The following is a 21279-nucleotide window of genomic DNA, read 5'->3' as shown; positions in this document are numbered from 1 at the left end:
GTGATTAAAATCTAAAGTGTGAGAATGCTTTATTTGCTTCAGCCATCTTATGAGTATCTACTCTTTTCTTAACCGCAGCTCCTTCTTCTTTTTCTGCAGCAATAATCTCTGCAGCAAGTTTTTGAGCCATAGACTTTTCATTTCTCTTACGAGAAAACTGAATCAACCACTTCATAGCGGTAGATATCTTTCTATCAGGTCTAATTGGGTTAGGAATCTGGAAGGTAGCCCCTCCAACACGACGGCTTCTTACTTCTACGTGTGGCATTACGTTAGACAACGCATCTTTCCACATTTCCAAAGCAGTTTTTTCTTCGTTTTGTTTTTTCTCTTCTACGATATCAATAGCATCATAGAAAATTTTGAAAGCAACCGATTTTTTTCCGTCCCACATCATCATGTTTACAAAACGAGTCACTAATTGATCGTTAAAACGTGGATCCGGCAAAATAGGTCTTTTTTTAGCCTTTCTTTTTCTCATGTCTTCTTCTTAAAGTTTTTTAATTACTTCTTAGGGCGTTTTGCACCATACTTAGATCTACGTTGCGTTCTTCCTTCAACACCTGCGGTGTCTAAAGCTCCACGAACAATGTGATACCTAACTCCTGGTAAATCTTTTACCCTTCCACCTCTAACTAATACTATCGAGTGCTCTTGTAGATTGTGACCTTCTCCTCCGATGTATGCGTTTACTTCTTTACCATTTGTTAACCTAACACGCGCTACTTTACGCATAGCTGAATTTGGTTTTTTTGGTGTAGTAGTATAAACACGCGTACAAACACCGCGGCGTTGCGGGCACGAATCCAAAGCAGCCGATTTACTCTTCTTAGTTATTTTGGCTCTACCTTTTCTTACTAATTGTGAAATTGTTGGCATAATTTGCTTTACACTATTATTAAAATATTTTTAAAATACCTCTTTTATGAGGGCTGCAAAGGTAGAAATATTTTTGAGCAATTCAAATCCTAATGCATTAATTTTCAAATAGATTTAAAATGATATTATTAAACCGTAACAAATCCCTCTATTTTCCGTTATTTTAGCACTATTAAAAAGCAAATTGAAAACATCTTTATTCTATCTTCTTCTCCTTAATATATGTATACATTCATTTTGTAGTGCACAAAACCCTACTTTACATCTTTCTATCAAAGGAAAAGATTCTATAGAAACATTAAAAATAGATAGCACTCAATACACAAAACACTTTAAGAATTTTATAGATTTAAAAAACGAGGTCGAGGTTACTCAAAAAAAAATATTAAAATCAGGACATCTTGACGCTAAATTCCTCGACCTAAAAAAAACATCAGACTCTTCCTTTACTGCTCGTTTCGAATTGAATAAAAAATACAGTAAACTAACTATTTATTATGATAAAGAATTAATCCCAAAAGAAATTCTAAACGAAATATCACCTACTTTAACAGAGAATCAATTCTCTATTCCATTTGAAAAAACAGAAGAAACACTTCAGTTTTTAACAAACTATCTTGTTAACCAAGGAAATACCTTTAGCAACCTATCTCTTTCAAAGATCAAAAAAACCAACAACGAGATATTCGCACAACTCATAAGCTCAAAAAGCAATACCAGAACAATTGACGATATTATCATCAAAGGATACAGTAAATTCCCATATTCGTATTTAAAATATAACAGCAGGATACGAAAAGGAACTGTTTTCAAAAAAAACAGCGTAATCGAAAAATCTAAGAAAATTGACAATTTAGGTTTTGCAAAAAACATTAAACCCCCTGAAGTTTTATTTGAAAAGGACTCCACCAAAGTATACCTATATCTTGAAAAAAAATCCGCCAATACTTTTGATGGCTTTCTTGGGTTTTCCTCTGATACTGAATCCGGCAATCTGGAATTAAATGGATATTTAAATTTAGACTTAATCAACAATCTAAACTTTGGAGAACGACTTAACCTTATCTACAAAAGTGATGGGAATGAACAGCAAAGGTTTCAGGCTAACATTTCATTACCTTACATTTTAAAAACACCTATTGGAATTGAAGCTGGTCTAGATATATTTAAAAAAGATTCTAGTTTTTTAATTACAGAACAGAAAGCAAACCTTAACTACCTTGTTAATGACAAGAAGAGTGTTTTTATAGGATACAAGGCTATCTCCTCAAACAATCTTCTCGACATCCCTCAACCATCTTTAAACATTACAGACTATTCATCGTCATTCTTCACAGCTGGTTTTAACCACACCAGAAGGCAAAACAACAGCTTATTCCCTATCAAAAACAAATACGCTATTACAGGAGAGTTTGGCAACAGAAAAACGAACACAGAAAGTCTCGATCAAATAAAAGGAAGCATTGATATTAGCTATACTTTTGAGCTAAACCAAAGAAACTCTATTTTATTAAAAAACACTGCTTCTGCAATTTTTTCGGACAACCTTTTTACAAATGAACTATTCAGATTTGGAGGGATCAATTCGATACGGGGTTTTGAAGAAAATAGTATCAATGCATCTTTATTTAATGTATTAAACACAGAATATCAATACATACTATCACCAAACTTATACATTCATTCTATTATAGACTATTCCTATTTCGAAGATGAAAGTTCCAAAATATCTGACAACCTCACAAGCTTTGGATTTGGTCTGGGACTAAATACCCAAACAGGGTTATTTAGAATAATATTTGCAAATGGAAAAAACAGTGATTCAAACTTCAAATTCTCCAACACAAAAGTTCATATTAGCCTTAACGCAACCTTCTAAAAAAAACAATTAGCAACCTCATTAGAATTAAAAAATCAACAACAACATTACAAATAAACACTAAATCTGAAATTCAATAAAATAACAAGACTACCTATCAACACTTAACCCATCTAAATACATAAAAAACAAACTGATTCCCATTAAGACACAACAACGAAAACAACAAGAAAATCCAATACCGACAACACTCCAGAAACAAAGGTTAAAAAATTAGCACAAAAACACCGAACACTAAAACTTAATCAAGATTTCGCATTATTTTAACCCAATAAGGGTAATAATTTGATTTCAAACCAAATAAAAGTTGTTTTATTAAGATATTATTAAGAATTTTGGAACAGGCTAATTCTAATAATTAAAACAATAATGAAATCACAAACAAATCGAATTCTGATGCTTTTTCTAGCATTGGTCACACAAATCTCGTTTGCGCAAGAAAGCACTATAACGGGTAAAGTTACAGACGACACTGGCATACCTCTACCCGGAGTAAACATAGTGGTAAAAGGAACAAATAGTGGAACTCAGTCAGATTTTGACGGTCAATACACTATAAATGTTAGCTCTGGAGCAGTCTTAACTTTTAGTTATCTTGGTTTTGCTACTAAAGAAGTTACCGTTGGAAGTAACAATGAAATTAATGTTCAACTTTCGGAAGATGCGGCAGCTCTTGAAGAAGTAGTAGTAACTGGTGTTGCCTCGGGAACAAGCAAACGCAAATTAGGTGTTTCAGTAAATTCAGTTAAGGCTGAAGATTTACAGGTTCAAGGCGCCCAATCAGTTGATCAGGCCTTACAAGGTAAAATTGCTGGTACCATTATCCAGTCTACAACAGGTCAACCCGGACAACAACAAAATATAATACTCCGGTCAATCAATAGCTTGAACTCTTCTCAACCAATGATATTAATTGATGGAATTCAAGTTTCCACCTCTCAAACTAGTGTCGGTGGTGCCTCCAATCAGAGTTCTCGTTTGGCAGATATTGACTTCACTAACGTAGAAAGAGTAGAAACAATCTCAGGTGCTGCGGCTGGTACCATCTATGGTGCTCAGGGTGCTAATGGTGTTATTAATATTATTACTAAAAAAGGTAAAGCTGGAGCTCCAAAAGTATCCATTAGATCTAACGTTAGTATCGCCTCTGCAATTACAAATGACGACGCAAATAGAGCAACTTTACATCATTATTCGACCAATTCAGATGGTTTCTTAATCGACCTAAACGGAACTCCTGTTACGAATCTCAATGGGAACGCTCAATATCTGGCAGTTGATCCAAACGAAAGAGATGTAAATGGAACCATGCTTGGAGCACAAGGTATTAATGACACACCATTCGCAGAACCAATCTTTTTGGCATCCGATATTTTATTTAACGACGCATTTAATACTACTACAGGAATAACAGTTTCTGGAGGATCCGAAAATATCACATACTTAGTTTCAGGTAATCGATCAGAGCAGGAAAGTGTTCTCGTTGAAGGCAAATACATAAAATATGATGCGCGATTAAACTTAGGGTTTGATTTGGGCAAAAAAATAAAAATAAACACCCGATTTGATGTTATTAATAGCACCAATGACACAGGAACTAATACAGACAATGCAAATGCAAGTAACCTAATCAATAATGTATTTCAGAATTTACCTCACGTAAATTTCTTTAATAGAAATTCTGACGGTGACTTAACGGTTTCTCCTGATGCAACTGATCCAAATTCTATTAATCCTTTTTTCTTTAGAGAAACTCAAACAAGACAAGATAACATCACCCGTTATCTTGCTAATTTTGACTTGATATACAAACCTTTGAAGGTGCTTTCATTAAACATGAAATATGGATATGATACCTACACACAGAACTTTACTTTCTTTCAAGAAAACCAAAGTAGCCATTTACAATCAGGTTCGATCCCTACAAACATTACAGGAATCATAAACCAGGTAGATACTCAAGAGTATTTTCAAAACTTATTGTTATCAGCAAATCTAACACTAGATTTCGAGGAAGACTTAAAACTGAATGTGCCAATCACATCTACTACGACTTTTAATTTTGACTGGAGAGATCAAGAATTGAGACAAACTCTTGTAACGGGTACAAACCTTCCTGCAGGACCTTTTGGCTCTTTTAATATAAACCAAGCTGTTGTGAAAACCTTCAATGGTTTTCTTGAATCTCCTTTTAGAACCTATGGATTTTTAATCAACCAAAAATTTGATTACCAATCATTATTTGGGTTCTCAGGTGGTTTTAGAAGAGATTTCTCGAATAGATTCGGGAATGGCTTAGACTTTACATTCCCACGTGCTGATGCGTATTTCAATATTGCAGAACTTTTTGATTCTAGCGTTGTGAACTCATTAAAGTTACGAGCTGCTTATGGTGAAGCAGGTATACAACCGCTATTTAGCCAAAACATCTTTACGTTTGCTTTAACAACAGTAGGTAGTGAAGCTTTATCTAGTATTCCTTCTACAGTTGCTAATCCAGATCTTGAAGTTGAAACATCTCAGGAAACTGAAGTTGGTTTTGACTATACCTTTATCCCTAGTGAAGGCACTTGGTTTAATAGAGTTGATGGTTCTATTAATTATTTTGACCGTAAAACGGAAGGAGCTATTTTTGATTTAGGAATCCCTACAAGTACTGGTGGATCTGCAGTTTTCGATAACTCTTATGACATTAGTAGTGATGGTATTGAAGCCTCTATTGATGTTAGCATGTATAATTCTCAAAAAACCAAATGGGATTTCGGGGTACGTTTCACAAAATCTACAGCCACATTAGACAGAATAGAAAATGGACTTCCTGTAGTGGTTAATGATAACTTTGTTTTACAAGAAGGTGAAGAGATTGGTACATTTTCGGTTTTCCCTGTTATTACCAGCCTTGATGCCGTAGATAATAGCGGAAATAGAATTATCCCAGCAGCTGATGTAGATGATTTTACCATAGCAAGCTCAGGTTACGTTGTAAATAAGAATACTGGTAACGTAGTTATTGGCCCAGACAAAGAAGTAAGAGGTAGTACACAACCAGATTTTGTTTTAACTTTCTTAAATGACATTTCCTTATTTAACGATATTGTAGGGTTATCATTCCAAATTGACTGGTTCGAAGGTTTAGATGTATACAATAGAGCAAGACAATGGTTATACAACAATGGATTGCATGCTGACACCGCTGTACCTGTTTCTATTGAAGATCCTACCGGGGCGGTTCAAACAGGTGCTTTCGTAAGTTATTACACATCTCTTTATAACACAAATGTACCTACTTCAGAATTCGTAGAAGATGGATCATTTATACGGTTCAGAGATATTAGCCTTAGATTTAAAATTAACAAGTTACTTAAGACAGACACCTTCGATCAAATAAACTTGACTGTTTCAGGAAGAAATCTTATAACTATAACAGATTACAAAGGTTTAGATCCTGAAGCAGCAAGAGGCTTTGGAAACACCTTCCAAAGAGGATTTGATGAATTTACGCACCCAAACGTAAAGAGCTATAATTTTGGATTAAATCTTACATTCTAAAAAATAAAAACTATGAAAAGTTTATTTAACTCAATAGTATTTATATTAATACTAACCTGTTTAACAGGATGTCAGGATAATATCCTTGACACGGACATTGACCCAGTAGATAACAATCTACCGACTGTCGCTTCATTAAGAAATGTTGATGGATTAACTACTTTTTCTAAAGGAATTTATGATTTTATTTCTTCTGAAGATGTTTTCGAGAGTGTAGGACCAGAAAAAGAAAGTCCTATGCTATGGTTTACCTATGGATATCATGAAACCATGGGAGATGTACTTACCATGCCTTGGGGTAATTTTGGTGGAAGATGGATAAATCAAACAGAATCTGTTGTTTTAGACGATGGAACTGTTGTTACTCCTCCTGCAGGAGGGCCTCAACCTGGCGAGATCGCAATCAGAAACACCCGAGATGCTGGTAGTGATAATGCCTTACAATATGAATGGAGAGACATGTATAGCGTTATAGTACAAAGTAATACTATTGCGGAAGCATTACCAGAACTTCCCGCTGACGATGTTACCAAAGACGCTTTTCTTGCCTGGTCTTTATGGTGGAGAGCATATGCTTACAGCAGGTTAGGATCACTATACGAACTTGGTGTAATCAATGATAGTGGATTAATAACAAACCCCACTTCTATCCCAAGTACAGCATTTGTTACAAATACTGCAATAATTACAAAATCAAACTCTTTATTAGACGAATTAGAATCTCTTTTAAACAGTGTTACAAACGATAGCGATTTTAATAGCACTTTTACATCCTTCTTCCTTAGTCATATAGGAAGCTTAGGTAAAGCTGGTTTACTCGAGAACATAAACACCTTAAGAGTTCGAAATCTAGTATACAACACAAAGGTTGCTGATATGAGTGCTGCTGATTGGAATGAAGTGATTACCTTAGCTAGCAATGGTGTTTCCTTAAATGACAATGCTTTTGTCATGAGATCAGAATCCTCGTTTATTGCGAATGGTTGGTTACCTTCTGCGGTGTTAGGTTTTTGGTACTTTCCGAGTGACCGTTTAATACAAGATATAAATCCTGGAGATGAGAGGTTCGACGAGTACTTTATTCAAGACCCAGATGATGGATTTCCTTTCCCTAACCAAAGGGGTAGAGGAATACAATATGGAGCCTCTTATTTTTGGCAGGAAGAATCGCCAATTCAATCGAATGAAGATGAAGAAATAGCAATGTATTATGCAGGTAGTTTTGAAGAAAATCAATTATTTTTAGCAGAAGCCAAAGTAAGAACCAATGATATCGAAGGCGGTCTTGTTCATTTAGATGCTGTAAGAACCCTTCAAGAATCAGGATTAGCTGCAACAGTTGGAACAGGTTTAACTCAGGATCTAGCTTTAGAGGAAATTAGGAAAGAACGTCGTTTAGCACTAATTTTTAGAGCTGTTTCCTTTTATGACGCCCGTCGTTATGGTATAGCATCCGGTTCCAGAACAGGAGCACGTGTACTGGATCAAAATGCTGTATTAAACACAAATGCTACCATTAATTATGGATATCTGGAATATTGGCCTGTACCTGCATTCGAATCAGATTTTAATAATATTCCTTCATCTTTGGAATAATAAAATAAGTTAAACTTTTTTACACAATAAAAGAGGTTGTTTATAAACAGCCTCTTTTTTACTTTTAAGTAATGAAAAATATCTTTAAAATTCTGATATGGATCCTTTTCTTAGCTTCGTGCACTGAAAAAGAAACTTTACAACCTTCCTTGTTATTTTCAAAACTGGATCACGAATCTACAGGAATAAACTTTCAGAACAACATCTTAGAAGACAGCAGATACAACATCGTGAATTACCTATATTATTATAATGGAGGCGGAGTATCTGTTGGAGACATTAATAACGATGGGTTACCTGACCTTTACTTTACTTCCAATAGAGGTAAAAACAGACTTTATCTAAATCAAGGTGATTTAAAATTTAAAGATATTACTGAAAAATCAGGTGCCGGCGGAAACTCTGATTGGAATACTGGCTCTACAATGGTCGATATTAACGGAGATGGCTTGCTTGACATCTATGTTTGTGCAGTTACCAAAATACTAGGATTTAATGGCAATAATGAATTATTCATTAACAATGGAGATGGAACCTTTACCGAAGAATCAGAAAAATATGGATTAAACCTTAAAGGATACGCAACACAAGCATATTTTTTTGATTACGATAAAGACGATGATCTAGATGTGTATATAGTAAACCACGCATTACACACCAAAACCTCCCATGGCCCTTCCTATATCAGAAAAAAAAGAGTTGACTTTATAGGAGATCGATTATTAAGAAATGACAATTCCTTTTTTAAAGACGTAAGTCTCGAAGCTAAGATTTACGGAGGAGCAAATGGATATGGACTAAGTGCGGCAATTGCAGATTTTAATAATGACGGGTGGGATGATATATATGTTTGTAATGATTTTCATGAAGATGACTATTATTACATAAACAATGGAGATGGAACTTTTAGGAATGAGCTATCTAAAAATTTCGCCTATACCAGCAGATTTTCTATGGGTAGCGATGTAGCAGATATAAATAACGATGGATATCAAGACCTGATTACATTGGACATGCTTCCAAATGATGAAAAAGTATTAAAGGAATCAGAAGGAGACATTTCATACAACACCCAGGATTTCCTTACTAAACAAGGGTACCAAAAGCAGTATGCAAGAAATATGCTCCAATTAAACAATAATGGAACTCATTTCACCGAGACAGGACTATATAATAACGTAGCCGCTACCGATTGGAGTTGGTCTCCACTTTTTGCCGACTTCAACAATGATGGCCATCAAGATTTATTCGTAACAAATGGAGTCTCCAAAAGACCAAACAATCTAGACTTTATGCGATATCTCTCTAATTCATTTAAAACAAAATCTAAGAATAAGAGTAATAATGATTGGCTGATTAAATCATTAGCTGTTATGCCAACTGGAGAAGCTCCAAATCAAATATTTGAAGGAAATTCTAAAATCTTTGTAAACAGAACAGGAAATTGGATTACAAACACTCCTTCTCTATCAAATGGTGCCGTATATGCTGACCTAGATCTGGACGGAGATCTAGACATTATCACTAATAACCTCAATAATAACGTTAGCGTCTATGAAAACAATTCCAATTTCACAAATAACAACTCTGGCCTATCTATAAAACTTAACTACACAAAACTTAACAAATTAGGCATTGGTTCTAAAGCATACTTATACACCAAAAAAACCAATCAATACAAGCAACTCTTTTCTTCAAGAGGATTTATTTCTTCCGTGGAACCAAAACTTCATTTTGGTTTAGTTAATAATGATAAAACAGACTCCATTGTGATTGTATGGCCTAACCGAACAAAACAAAAACTTATTCCCGAAACTTCTTCCAATAATATCGTTATTAATTATAATAATAGTGCTAAACCCTTATCTGGCAAAACAAAAAACAAACCTTCTTTATTTACAAAAGAAAATTTAATTACATATAAACATCAAGAAGATCAGTATAACGATTTTGACATTGACAAACTGATTCCTTATAAAGTTTCCACTCAAGGTCCGGCTATCGCAATAAGCGACATCAACAACGATGGAATAGATGATATTTTTATTGGAAGTGCTTCTTATAAAAAATCTAAGTTGTTTATCAGCTCTTCTAGAGGTTACAAAGAAACAGCCATCCCAGAGATCGAAAAAGACTCTATAAGCGAAGATGTTGATGCAATCTTTATAGACATCGACAATGATAATGACAAAGACTTGTTAATAGCATCAGGTATTATTGCGAAAAAAGATTCTATATATCAAAATGATAGAATATACATTAATAATGGAAGTGGTGTTTTCAAAAAAGGCAACAACCTACCTATAAACTTATCAAACACAGCTACTTTAAAACCTTATGATTATGACCAAGATGGAGATATCGACATTTTTATAGGAAACAAATCAAATCCAAAAAGTTTTGGCGCAAAGACAACATCTTACATACTTAAAAATAAAGGTAACGGTATATTTGAAAAAGACACTGATTTCATTGTCAAAACTATGATTACAGATGCCACTTGGAGAGACATCAATAATGACAGCATAAAAGATTTATTAATAGCCTCGGAATGGGATTACCCAAGAGTATACATAAATCAATTAGGAAAATTAAGAGAAATCAAAGAATTAAAAACCCTAAAAGGATTATGGCAATCTATAACATCTTATGACATCGATAATGATGGGGACCAAGACATTATGCTGGGCAACTGGGGTTTGAACACTAAATTTAAAGCAACACCTGAAGCTCCTATTAGAATGTACTATGCCGATTTTGATCAAAACGGTAAAAAAGAAACAATTCTAGCCTATCCAATTAACCAGAAATATTACCCAATAAACTCTAAAGATGAATTAGCATCACAATTACCTATTATCAATAAATTATACAGAGATTACAAAAGCTATGCTAACGAAACAATTGAAGACATCATAAAAAAGCTTAATATTTCTTCTCCTATAATCATATACAAAATAAACACATTGGCTAGCGGCTATATCATAAACAACGGAAATAACTTTAATGACTTCAAAGAATTCCATCCTACACTCCAATTATCGCCAATAAATTGTTTTCTAAAATATGATTTCTATAAAACAGGTAGCAATCAATTATTAACTGCTGGTAATTTTAATGGCCTCAATACATACCATGGAGTTCTTAACGCTGATACTAACTTTTTAATCCACCAAAACAAAGAAGTTTCCAGTATAAAATACCAACCTTTACCGGAAATGAGTATAAATTCATTAAAAAAACAGATTGAAAAATTAAGATTAATTAAACATAAGGATAAAGAATACCTAATCTCTCTTGCTAATGATGACAGCTTATTAATGTATAAAATCAACCTTAAAACCAAATAACACTTAAATTACGTCACAAAGAAACATAACCATTTTAAAACTAAGGTTTTCCGAAAGAAAGAGATTAAATAAAAAACCATTCAAAAAATACTAAAACATATAAAAAAGTTCATCAAACATATGAACAAAATCATCAAAACCCTTCTACTACAACGTTATAGGAGGGTTTCCTATTTTAACACATCTCTTTAACAATATTTTAAAATTTAGGATTAAAAAGTTGTTTTATAAAGATTTTATTGTGATTTTTGGCATTGGCTAATTCAAATAAATTATAAAATGAGAACAAAGTTTAGAGGAATTCTAACGCTATTGCTGGCGTTTGTAGTGCAACTAACGTTTGCACAAGAAAAAACGATCTCAGGTAATGTGACCGACAATAGTGGTCTACCATTACCAGGGGTAAATATCGTTGTAAAAGGTACTAGTAAGGGTACGCAATCTGATTTTGATGGTAATTATACTATTGAAGTAAACAGAGGAGCTGTTCTTGCATTTAGTTATCTAGGTTTTACAACAAAAGAAGTTGTCGTTGGAGATGGAGAAACCATCAACGTTCAACTTTCTGAAGATGCTGCTACCTTAGAAGAAGTAGTAGTTACTGCACAAGGTATCCGAAGAGAGAAAAAATCTTTAGGATATGCCGTTACTGTAGTACAAAGTGATGAAATTGAGCAAAAACCTGAATCTGATATTAATAGAGCATTAAACGGTAAAATACCTGGTGTGCAAATTACAGGAGCTGGTGGTGCTACAGGTAGTGCAACAAATGTATTCATTAGAACTAGTGTATCCATTACTGGTAGTAACCAACCACTATATATAGTAGATGGTGTACCTTTTGAATCTGCTCCTAATACAACAGGTGGTTTTACATCTGGTACTACAAATACAAGTAACCGTACTCTTGACTTAAACCCGGATAACATTGAAAACATCAGTGTTCTTAAAGGTTTAAGTGCAGCCAATTTATATGGATCTCGTGGTAGAAACGGAGTTATCTTAATTACTACAAAAGCAGGTTCTACTCAGAAAAGTAACAAAAAATTTGAGGTTAATTTTTCTAACACAACTTATATAACTCAAATATCTAATTTACCTGAATTTCAAAACACTTATGGACAAGGAGCTGATCAAGCTTTTAATCCAGGATTCGTAGGTAACTGGGGTGCTGCATTTTCTGACATAGATACTGTAATTCATCCATATGCTAATGGAAGAAACCCAGGGTTTGACCAATTATTCCCTCAGTTTTTTGGAATAGAAATTCCTTACCAAGCTGCTGAAAACAATGTTAAAGATTTCTTTAGAACTGGTATTGGTAGATCTACTTCGGTTGGTGTAACAAGTGCTAATGAAAAAGGAAACTTGAGTATCAATTATAACAATACTGACGAGGATGGATATATTGAAAGCAATAATCTAAGAAAAAACAGCTTTAGTATTGGTGGTAACCTAAAATTATCAAACAATTTTAATGTAGGTGGTACTCTTAACTATGTTAACACAACACTTAGTACTCCTCCTATTAGTGCAAGTAATGGTATTGGAGCACTTACTATTTTTCAAAGATTATTATTTATTCCTAGAAATATAGATTTAACAAATTTACCATTCCAAAATCCAGTTGATGGTTCTAGTGTTTACTACAGACCAGATATTGAGAATCCATATTGGTTACTTGATAATGCAGGTACTTCATCAGATACTAGAAGAACATTTGGTTCTTTTAATGCTGGGTATACTTTTAATGACCATATCAACTTACAATATACTTTTGGTATTGATACATATTCAGACTTACAACGTTTTTCTGTAAACAAAGGAGCAGTTGCAAGAGCAGAATATCAAGTAGGTTATTTAAGAACTACTACATCTACGAACGAGATTTTAAATCATAGAGCAATCTTAAATTTTGATGACTATCGTTCAGGTGGTTTTAGATTTGGAGCACTTGTTGGATTTGAAAGTAGAAGAGATGAATTTTCAAGAGACGGAATCGCGAGTACAAATCAAGTAGTTTTTGGACGACAAAATCATGATAACTATATTAATCATAATAGTCTTGACCCTGTAACTGGTGTAGATTTACAATTTAATGACGAGAGAAACGTAGTAGGTTTCTTTGGAGAAGTTAAGGTAGATTACAACGATTTCTTATATGCTACGGTATCAGGAAGAAATGACTGGGTATCAAATGTTCAACCAGAAAATAGATCAATATTCTATCCAAGTGCATCTTTATCTTTCATACCGACTTCAGCATTTGAAGGTTTAAGAGGTGATGTTCTTAATTTTCTAAAATTACGTGGAGGTTATGCAACATCAGCAGGTTTCCCAACACTCTTTAGAACAGCTCAACAATTAAATTCTACAGCTAATGCTTTTGGTAGTGCTAATAATCCAACAACTACCAATACAAATTCTGGATTTTTAGCTAATCCGGACTTAAAGCCGGAATTACATAGAGAAATAGAATTGGGTATTGAAGCAAACTTCTTTAACAGCAGAATAACATTAGATGCTAGTGTTTATTCCAGAGTATCAAAAGATCAAATCTTACAACGAAATTTAGCTCCATCTACAGGATTTTCAGCACAGTTTTTTAATGCTGGTCAAATTGATGGAGAAGGTATAGAAATTGCCTTAGGTTTAACACCTATAAAAACAGATTCTTTTTCTTGGAACATACAAAATAACTTCACTGCTTTTGAAACAGAAGTTGTAGAGATTCCTGAAGAAAGAATTTTAACTTCAGGATTCGGAGGATTAGGTAACTATGCTATAGAAGGTTTACCACTAGGTGTGATTGTAGGAACTTATTATATAAGAGATGAAAATGGAAATATTCTAGTAGACGCAGCTAATTCAACAACAGAAGGAAGATATTTAACGAGTAACGATGTTCCTGTTGAGGACAATTTAGCTGTTATTGGAGATCCAAATCCAGACTGGAAAATGACTACTATTAACACGTTTAGCTATAAAGGACTTTCTCTATCTGCACAGTTAGAGTATACTCACGGTGGTGACATTCTTTCGAACACTGCCTCTAACCTGTTAACAAGAGGAGTTACTAGAGATACAGAAGACAGAGAATCTACAACAATATTACCAGGTGTTGTCGGAGATCCTTCAACAGGACTTCCTGTTTTAGATGCCAATGGACAACCAATACAGAACACCGTTCAAATTGGAGCAAATGACATCTATTTCCAGAATGTATTCAGAGCTAATGAAGGTCAAGTTTTTGATGGTTCAACACTAAGATTAAGAGATGTAACCTTAGCATATAAATTATCAGAAGAAATGCTAGCAAAAACTCCTTTCGGAAGTATTTCATTCGCATTATCAGGTCAAAACATATGGTTTAAAGCTTACAACTTCCCGGAATATCTTAATTTTGATCCAGAAGTATTAAGTACAGGTGTTGGTAATGGTCAAGGATTAGACTTCCAAACTGCTCCTACATCTAAAAGATTTTCTTTTAGCATAAAAGCTACTTTTTAATAACAAATTAAATTGAAAATGAAAAAAATTAAAAATAATATAAGTAGATACTTTGTAGGGCTTGCTACATCTGTTGCCATTCTATTAGGATCTTGTGATACAACAGAGTTAGACCTTACAGTTTCGCCAAATACGCTTTCTCCTGAAAGTGCCGATCCAAACTTCATCTTAAACCAAATGCAAATTGATTTAAATCGATTGTTTGAGGGAGTTAGAGATGAAGCCACGACTGTTATGAGATTGGCTAACATGTTTGGCGCATATCAGAGTAATATAGAAAACACTACATTTAATGCTTTTGCTCCTCCTGCCGATGATAATGTTTGGACAAGAGCTTATCGTATAAATGGAAACAGATTGCTATTAGAATCTTTGGCTGAATCTAATCCAGATTTAGTACAACAAAGAGCAATAGGAGGATTGCTAACAGCCTATACATTTACTATGTTTGTAGATATTTTTGGAGATATTCCATTTAGCGAAGCAAACGATCCATTAATTCTTAATCCTTCACCTGATGATCAGGTTGCGATTTATGATGAGATGTTTTTATTGATTGATGAAAGTATTAGTGGATTGCAAGGAGAAACTAGTAGAGTAATATCTAACGACTTGTATTTTCCTAATGGAGATTTGACGAATTGGATTAAATTCGGAAATACATTAAAATTAAAAATGTATAATCAAATTAGTAATATAGATGCCACTAGAGCAACAACTGGAATTAATAGCTTAATTGCAGGTGGTAATTTAATGGAAACTGCAAGTGATGATTTCCAATTTAATTACACAACTGACAGTGCTCCTGCAGAAAGTAGACACCCATATTTTACGGAAAATTATCTTCCTGGAGGTGCAGCCATCTATATGAGTAATGACTTAATGAGAACAATGAGAAATAGTGATGACCCTAGGTTACGATACTATTTCTATAGACAATCTTTAACTGATCCAACTGGTGATGATTTGCCGTGTACAACTACTTTAGCTCAATGTTACATTGGTGGCTTTTATTGGGGAAGAGAACATGCTAATGCACAAGGAATTCCAGCTGACAACTTAGCTAGAACTATTTACGGAGTGTATCCAGGTGGTGGAGCATTTGACAATGATAATAATACACCAGGAACTTTAAATCAAGGATTAAATGGAGCTGGAATCAATCCAATGCTTTTATCTAGTTATGCAAAATTCATCCAGGCAGAAGCAGCTATAACTTTAGGAACTACAGGTGATCCTAGAACTCTTTTAGAGCAAGGAGTAAGAAATCACATCGCTAAAGTAATGGCTTTTGGAGCTGCAGATGCTGAAGCTGCATTTACACCAAGTGCAACTGATGTAGATAGTTTTGTTAATGGTGTATTAAGTGACTACGATGCTGCTACTACCGATGCAGAAAGACAGACTATTATTATAGAGCAGTATTACATTACTACCTATGGTAATGGTATAGAAGCGTATAACTTCTACAGAAGAACAGGACTTCCTGAACTTGAGGATCCAATTGATGTTTCTCCATTTCCAAGATCATTTATAGTACCAGGAGATGAGGTAAATGTGAATCCTAATTTTAATTTTAATCTACTTACTGATCAAGTTTTCTGGGATAACAATCCTGCAGGCTTCATCGATTAATTTAATTTTCAAAAGACATGAAAAACTTACATAAAATATTAGTCTTATTGTCATTTGCCATGATTATTTCATGTACCGATGATAGTAAAAATCCTTTACCAGATTTTGAAGCTTCGCAAGGTGCGTTTATACGCTTTGTGGATGAAGTAGCTCCTCCTACTGTGAGTTTCGCAGTTCCTGCAGAAGCTAGCTTTTCCTTACCAATAGAAGATGTCAATGGAAACACTTCTAGCTATACATTGGACCTAATTGCTACTGTTGGTGGTAATATTGCCACTGTAGAAGATTTTATTACAATTGACAGTTTTCCTGCTACATTAACCATTAGCGCTCAAATGATTGCTGATGCCTTAGGAGTACCTTTAAATTCATTAGGCTTTGGTGACAACTTTGCTTTCCAAGCTGAAGCAGTTAGAAATGACGGTGTTGCATTTACTGGACAAATTCCTGTTTTTGATGGCGATACTGGTATCCTTTCTGGAGGTAACACTTCTGCCAATCTATTAACTGGAGTATACAGAAATGCAATGGCATTTAATTTCACCTTTGCATGCCCTCAGTTTGAAATATCTGAATTAGTTGGTAATTATGATGTAACTACTAACTTACTAGTTGGTGGACTTGGATTAAGTGATCCAGATCCAACTAGAGAAGTTGTTTTAGGGCCAGGTGCTAATCAAATTACAGTAGTAGGTGGTTCTCTTGGATTTGTAGGAGGTGATGACCTAGTTGTTAATGTTGACACTTCAACTGGTGCATTGTCCTTAGGAGCTGAAGGACTTGCATTTCCTGTTGGAGCAGGAGGTATTGGTTTTGATTCTGACTATGGGGCTTTTGCTGCATCACCAGCTGGTTTAGCACTTAACTGTACTGCTGACACTACCTTAACTATGCCAGTTACATTAACTTGTTGTGGAGGAGTATGGACTCTAGTTTTAACTAAACAATAATATGATCATGAAAAACTATAAATATATATTATCATTGTCTATCATTTTAGCTGGATTTACTTCTTGCGATGAGGATAATGAACTAAATAATGTCGTTTTACCAGACGCACCATCTGTTAATGTAACAGCTACTCTTACTCCAGCAAGTACTATTACTACTGTAGGGAGTGATTTAAATTTTGACATCACCGTTCCTCAATCCTTTTCTAGTGATGCCATCATTCAGGTTGATTCAAAATCTCCTGCTGTTATTACTACTACTCAAGTACGACTAGAAGATAACGCGACAACAGGTTCAGGTTCAATTACTGCTCTAGATGTAAATGGTGGAGTTGGATATATCCCTCAAACAGTTACACTTGCTGCTTCTGGAGTGAGGTTAGTAACTATAGATGAAGGTGAAGATGTGGACGATGAGGACGATGACATAATTACTCCTATAGCTAACGATAATACAGCTTTAAGTTCTGAACCAATAAACATTACTATTTATAATGAATTACCTCCAGTATCAGCAGATGGTAATATGAATTTATTAGTAGACTGGAGTGGAGCACCTTCTAATGATCTTGATTTTAGTGGAGAACTTATTGGACTTGGTTCACTAACACCTTCTCAAACAGGAAGTAGATATGAAAGACTAGCAATAGCATCGAATTTTCCAGATGGAGAATTTGTTTTTTCAGTACAGGTTTTTAACACAGTAGACACGCAAACGACGGAGGCTATAGAATATACTCTATTCTATTCGCTACCTGACGGAACTGTAGCTTTCTTGACTGGCACTTTACCCGCTGGATCTGAAACTTGGGATGGTTCAGATGGAGATTTTGCATCTGCATCAATAGCTATAGCAAGTGTTATAAAAGATGGAACTACTTATACCGTTACTTCTCTTTAATATACCAAAAAAGAAGTAACATTACCAAAACAGTAAAGGTTGTCTAATTATAGACAACCTTTACTATTTAAAAATAATATCTTATTCATATTCATGAAAAACGAATCACAAATCTTTGGAATAAGAGCGGTTATCGAAGCAATCAACTCTGGTAAAACCATTGATAAACTTTTTATTCAGAAAGGTTTACAAGGAGAACTGGCCAAAGAGTTGATGAGTCTGCTTAAAAAAGAAAATCTTAGCTTTTCTTCTGTACCTATAGAAAAGCTTAATCGACTAACTCGTAAAAATCATCAAGGAGTTGTCGCGCATATAGCACCCATTGAATTTCAAGATTTAGAAAGCTTAGTACTAAAGGTTTTCGAATCTGGTAAAGCTCCTCTATTTTTGATTCTTGATCAATTATCTGATGTTCGTAATTTTGGAGCAATCATTAGAACTGCCGAATGTACTGGAGTACACGGAATAATTATTCAGAAAAAAGGTGGAGCTCCTGTAAGCGCAGATACTGTAAAGACTTCCGCAGGTGCCATATTCAAAATCCCTATTTGTAAAGTCGATCACATAAAAGATGCTATGTTTTATTTACAAGCATCAGGCATTCAAATAGTTGCTGCAACAGAAAAAGCGTCTTCCCCTATTTATGATGTGGATTTAACCACTCCTACTGCAATAGTAATGGGTAGTGAAGGAAAAGGAATATCTAATTCTGTATTAAAGATCGCCGATCACATGGCTAAATTACCTATGTATGGAGAAATAGCCTCTTTAAACGTTTCTGTTGCCTGTGGTGTCTTCTTATACGAATCTATTAGACAAAGAATGAAGAACTAACTAATCAACACTATTAATTCTCTTTAGAGGAATCATCTTTAGGCTTATATTCATATATGATCTCCATGTTATCTTCTACTTCATCTTCAGGTAATTTTTCTATAAAATTACCATCTTCATCAAAATGTTTTAAAAACTCATCATCATCTGGGTTATAATCTGAAGATTCCCAATAGTAAGTTTTTGGCGTAGCGATTCCTTTTTTTATCAAAAAAGCTAATAAAACACCAATTATTAAACCCGATAAATGCCCTTCCCAGGAGATTTTTGGATCAACAGGTAGTGTATACCAAATCATGCTTCCATAAATAAAGACTACTATAAACGACAATGCTATTAATCTAAAATGTTTTGCTATTATTCCTTTAAAAAACAGAAAACCAAAAAGCATATAAATAACTCCACTGGCTCCGATATGATTTGCTGGTCGCCCTAAAAACCAAGTCATAATACCGGTAAACAAAAACCCTAAGAATAACACCTTCCAAGAATTTTTTGGATAGAAGAAAAAAAGCGCCATCGATAAAATTAATAATGGTAAAGTATTATGCCATAGATGTGATAAATCTCCATGAATAAAAGGAGAAAAAAGCACCCCGCGCAACCCAATTAGAGTTCTAGGATATACTCCAAAATGATTAAAATCAAAGCCAAAACGAATTTCGAACCAAAAAGTAATCCAGATGACCAATACAAATAATAATGGATATCCAATAACTCCTGTACTAAATTTAAAATGATTACTTCTTTCCATAAGTATTGGATACAAATCAAAAAACCATCCAAAAACCAAACTCCGCTAATTTGTCAGTAATTCGAATATTAAAATCGTATAAAGTTGTCATAACCTAATCATACAAATAATAAAGTTACTAATTATCACATATCTGCTTAACTCACTTTAGTACCTTTGTGATTATGAATAAACCACTAGCAGAAAGAATACGTCCTAAATCTTTAGAAGAATATCTAAGCCAAGAACATTTAATTGGTGATGATGGTTCGCTAACTAAACAGATTAAAAAAGGAATTATTCCTTCTTTAATTCTTTGGGGGCCTCCTGGTGTAGGTAAGACTACCCTAGCTAATATCATTGCGAACGAGTCGGATAGGCCCTTCTACACTCTAAGCGCTATTAACAGTGGCGTAAAAGAAGTACGTGAAGTAATTGATAAAGCAAAGCAAAGTGGTGGTTTATTTACCTCCAAAAACCCAATCTTATTTATTGATGAGATTCATCGTTTTAGTAAGTCTCAACAAGATTCTTTATTAGGAGCTGTAGAAAAAGGTTGGATCACATTAATAGGAGCCACTACAGAGAATCCAAGCTTCGAAGTAATTCCTGCTTTACTATCCCGTTGTCAGGTATATGTTCTTAATCCTTTTGGGAAAAAAGAATTGGAGGCTTTGCTTAATAGGGCAATGCAACAAGATGAATATTTACTATCAAAGAAGATAAAACTTAAGGAAACCGAAGCATTACTTAGATTAAGTGGTGGAGACGCCAGAAAATTATTAAATATTTTCGAATTAATAGTCTCCAGTCAAGATCAGGATGAGATTATAATTACTAACGATCTTGTTTTAAAACTTGTACAACAGAACACGGTTAGGTACGACAAAACAGGAGAGCAACATTATGACATCATTTCAGCATTTATAAAATCTGTTAGAGGAAGTGATCCAAATGCAGCGATCTACTGGTTAGCTCGCATGATAGAAGGAGGAGAAGATCTAAAGTTCTTAGCTCGCAGAATGCTTATATTAGCATCCGAAGATATTGGCAATGCCAACCCTACAGCATTGATCATGGCTAATAATACTTTTCAGGCAGTTACTACTATCGGTTATCCCGAAGCCAGAATCGTATTAAGTCAATGTGCTGTGTATCTGGCAACTTCGCCAAAAAGCAATGCGTCATATATGGCTATTAATAAAGCTCAACAGTTGGTGAGACAAACCGGGGATTTGTCTGTTCCTTTACACATAAGAAACGCGCCAACTAAATTAATGAAAGAATTAGGTTATGGTGAGGATTACAAATACGCCCACGATCATAACAATAATTTTATTCATCAAGAATTTCTTCCTGAATCTATAGAAAATACAAAACTTTATGAACCTGGCAATAATCAGCGTGAAAATGCACTAAGAGCTTTTCTAAAATCAAGATGGGGTGATAAATACAATTACTAG

13 protein-coding genes are annotated in these 21279 nt (G+C 34.4%); 10 read left to right on the top strand and 3 right to left on the bottom strand.

Features of this window, described 5'->3' with window-relative positions; translation table 11 throughout:
* Positions 1-4: 4 nt before the first annotated feature.
* Positions 5-481, bottom strand: coding sequence for a 30S ribosomal protein S7 (gene rpsG, locus Q0829_RS12285; RefSeq protein ID WP_027392555.1), 477 nt, complete (start codon positions 479-481; stop codon positions 5-7).
* Between the two features lie 23 nt (positions 482-504).
* Entirely contained in the window at positions 505-879 is a 375-nt protein-coding gene (gene rpsL, locus Q0829_RS12280) for a 30S ribosomal protein S12 (protein WP_024770883.1), read from the bottom strand.
* Positions 880-1063: 184 nt separating this feature from the next.
* Here rpsL and Q0829_RS12275 point away from each other — a divergent pair, with 184 nt between their 5' ends.
* From Q0829_RS12275 to rlmB, 9 genes are all read left to right on the top strand, one after another.
* Positions 1064-2758, top strand: coding sequence for a ShlB/FhaC/HecB family hemolysin secretion/activation protein (locus Q0829_RS12275; RefSeq protein WP_298543153.1), 1695 nt, complete (start codon positions 1064-1066; stop codon positions 2756-2758).
* Positions 2759-3127: 369 nt separating this feature from the next.
* Positions 3128-6307 (top strand): SusC/RagA family TonB-linked outer membrane protein, encoded by a 3180-nt coding sequence (locus Q0829_RS12270; protein WP_298543151.1) that lies wholly within the window; start codon positions 3128-3130, stop codon positions 6305-6307.
* Positions 6308-6319: 12 nt separating this feature from the next.
* Positions 6320-7903 carry a RagB/SusD family nutrient uptake outer membrane protein gene (locus Q0829_RS12265; protein ID WP_298543148.1) on the top strand — a complete coding sequence of 528 codons (1584 nt, stop codon included), beginning with the start codon at positions 6320-6322 and terminating at the stop codon, positions 7901-7903.
* 71 nt (positions 7904-7974) lie between these two features.
* Positions 7975-11253 carry a VCBS repeat-containing protein gene (locus Q0829_RS12260; protein WP_298543146.1) on the top strand — a complete coding sequence of 1093 codons (3279 nt, stop codon included), beginning with the start codon at positions 7975-7977 and terminating at the stop codon, positions 11251-11253.
* Between the two features lie 279 nt (positions 11254-11532).
* Positions 11533-14763, top strand: a complete 3231-nt coding sequence (locus tag Q0829_RS12255) for a SusC/RagA family TonB-linked outer membrane protein (protein ID WP_298543144.1) — start codon at positions 11533-11535, stop codon at positions 14761-14763.
* Between the two features lie 18 nt (positions 14764-14781).
* Positions 14782-16398: a SusD/RagB family nutrient-binding outer membrane lipoprotein gene (locus Q0829_RS12250; protein ID WP_298543143.1), complete on the top strand. Its 1617-nt coding sequence runs from the start codon at positions 14782-14784 to the stop codon at positions 16396-16398.
* Between the two features lie 17 nt (positions 16399-16415).
* Entirely contained in the window at positions 16416-17348 is a 933-nt protein-coding gene (locus Q0829_RS12245; RefSeq protein WP_298543141.1) for a hypothetical protein, read from the top strand.
* 7 nt (positions 17349-17355) lie between these two features.
* Positions 17356-18249, top strand: a complete 894-nt coding sequence (locus tag Q0829_RS12240) for a hypothetical protein (protein WP_298543139.1) — start codon at positions 17356-17358, stop codon at positions 18247-18249.
* Positions 18250-18342: 93 nt separating this feature from the next.
* Complete coding sequence (gene rlmB, locus Q0829_RS12235) at positions 18343-19083, top strand: 23S rRNA (guanosine(2251)-2'-O)-methyltransferase RlmB (RefSeq protein WP_298543137.1); 741 nt, start codon at positions 18343-18345, stop codon at positions 19081-19083.
* 13 nt (positions 19084-19096) lie between these two features.
* On the opposite strand, the gene Q0829_RS12230 is transcribed toward rlmB, so the two are convergent.
* Positions 19097-19837, bottom strand: a complete 741-nt coding sequence (locus Q0829_RS12230) for a rhomboid family intramembrane serine protease (RefSeq protein ID WP_298543135.1) — start codon at positions 19835-19837, stop codon at positions 19097-19099.
* A gap of 164 nt (positions 19838-20001) precedes the next feature.
* Here Q0829_RS12230 and Q0829_RS12225 point away from each other — a divergent pair, with 164 nt between their 5' ends.
* Positions 20002-21279, top strand: coding sequence for a replication-associated recombination protein A (locus tag Q0829_RS12225; protein ID WP_298543133.1), 1278 nt, complete (start codon positions 20002-20004; stop codon positions 21277-21279).

Source organism: uncultured Aquimarina sp., assembly GCF_947492405.1.
Lineage (GTDB): Bacteria > Bacteroidota > Bacteroidia > Flavobacteriales > Flavobacteriaceae > Aquimarina.
Note: the sequence above shows the minus strand (reverse complement) of the source record. Positions and strands in the feature narration are given on the sequence as shown.

Bases quoted from the DNA above. Each gene is read 5' to 3' on its own strand.
- Q0829_RS12240 (WP_298543139.1), top strand. From the start codon at position 17,356: ATGAAAAACTATAAATATATATTATCATTGTCTATCATTTTAGCTGGA.
- Q0829_RS12245 (WP_298543141.1), top strand. From the start codon at position 16,416: ATGAAAAACTTACATAAAATATTAGTCTTATTGTCATTTGCCATGATT.
- Q0829_RS12225 (WP_298543133.1), top strand. From the start codon at position 20,002: ATGAATAAACCACTAGCAGAAAGAATACGTCCTAAATCTTTAGAAGAA.
- rlmB (WP_298543137.1), top strand. From the start codon at position 18,343: ATGAAAAACGAATCACAAATCTTTGGAATAAGAGCGGTTATCGAAGCA.
- Q0829_RS12270 (WP_298543151.1), top strand. From the start codon at position 3,128: ATGAAATCACAAACAAATCGAATTCTGATGCTTTTTCTAGCATTGGTC.
- Q0829_RS12250 (WP_298543143.1), top strand. From the start codon at position 14,782: ATGAAAAAAATTAAAAATAATATAAGTAGATACTTTGTAGGGCTTGCT.
- rpsG (WP_027392555.1), bottom strand. From the start codon at position 481: ATGAGAAAAAGAAAGGCTAAAAAAAGACCTATTTTGCCGGATCCACGT.
- rpsL (WP_024770883.1), bottom strand. From the start codon at position 879: ATGCCAACAATTTCACAATTAGTAAGAAAAGGTAGAGCCAAAATAACT.
- Q0829_RS12260 (WP_298543146.1), top strand. From the start codon at position 7,975: ATGAAAAATATCTTTAAAATTCTGATATGGATCCTTTTCTTAGCTTCG.
- Q0829_RS12230 (WP_298543135.1), bottom strand. From the start codon at position 19,837: ATGGAAAGAAGTAATCATTTTAAATTTAGTACAGGAGTTATTGGATAT.
- Q0829_RS12265 (WP_298543148.1), top strand. From the start codon at position 6,320: ATGAAAAGTTTATTTAACTCAATAGTATTTATATTAATACTAACCTGT.
- Q0829_RS12255 (WP_298543144.1), top strand. From the start codon at position 11,533: ATGAGAACAAAGTTTAGAGGAATTCTAACGCTATTGCTGGCGTTTGTA.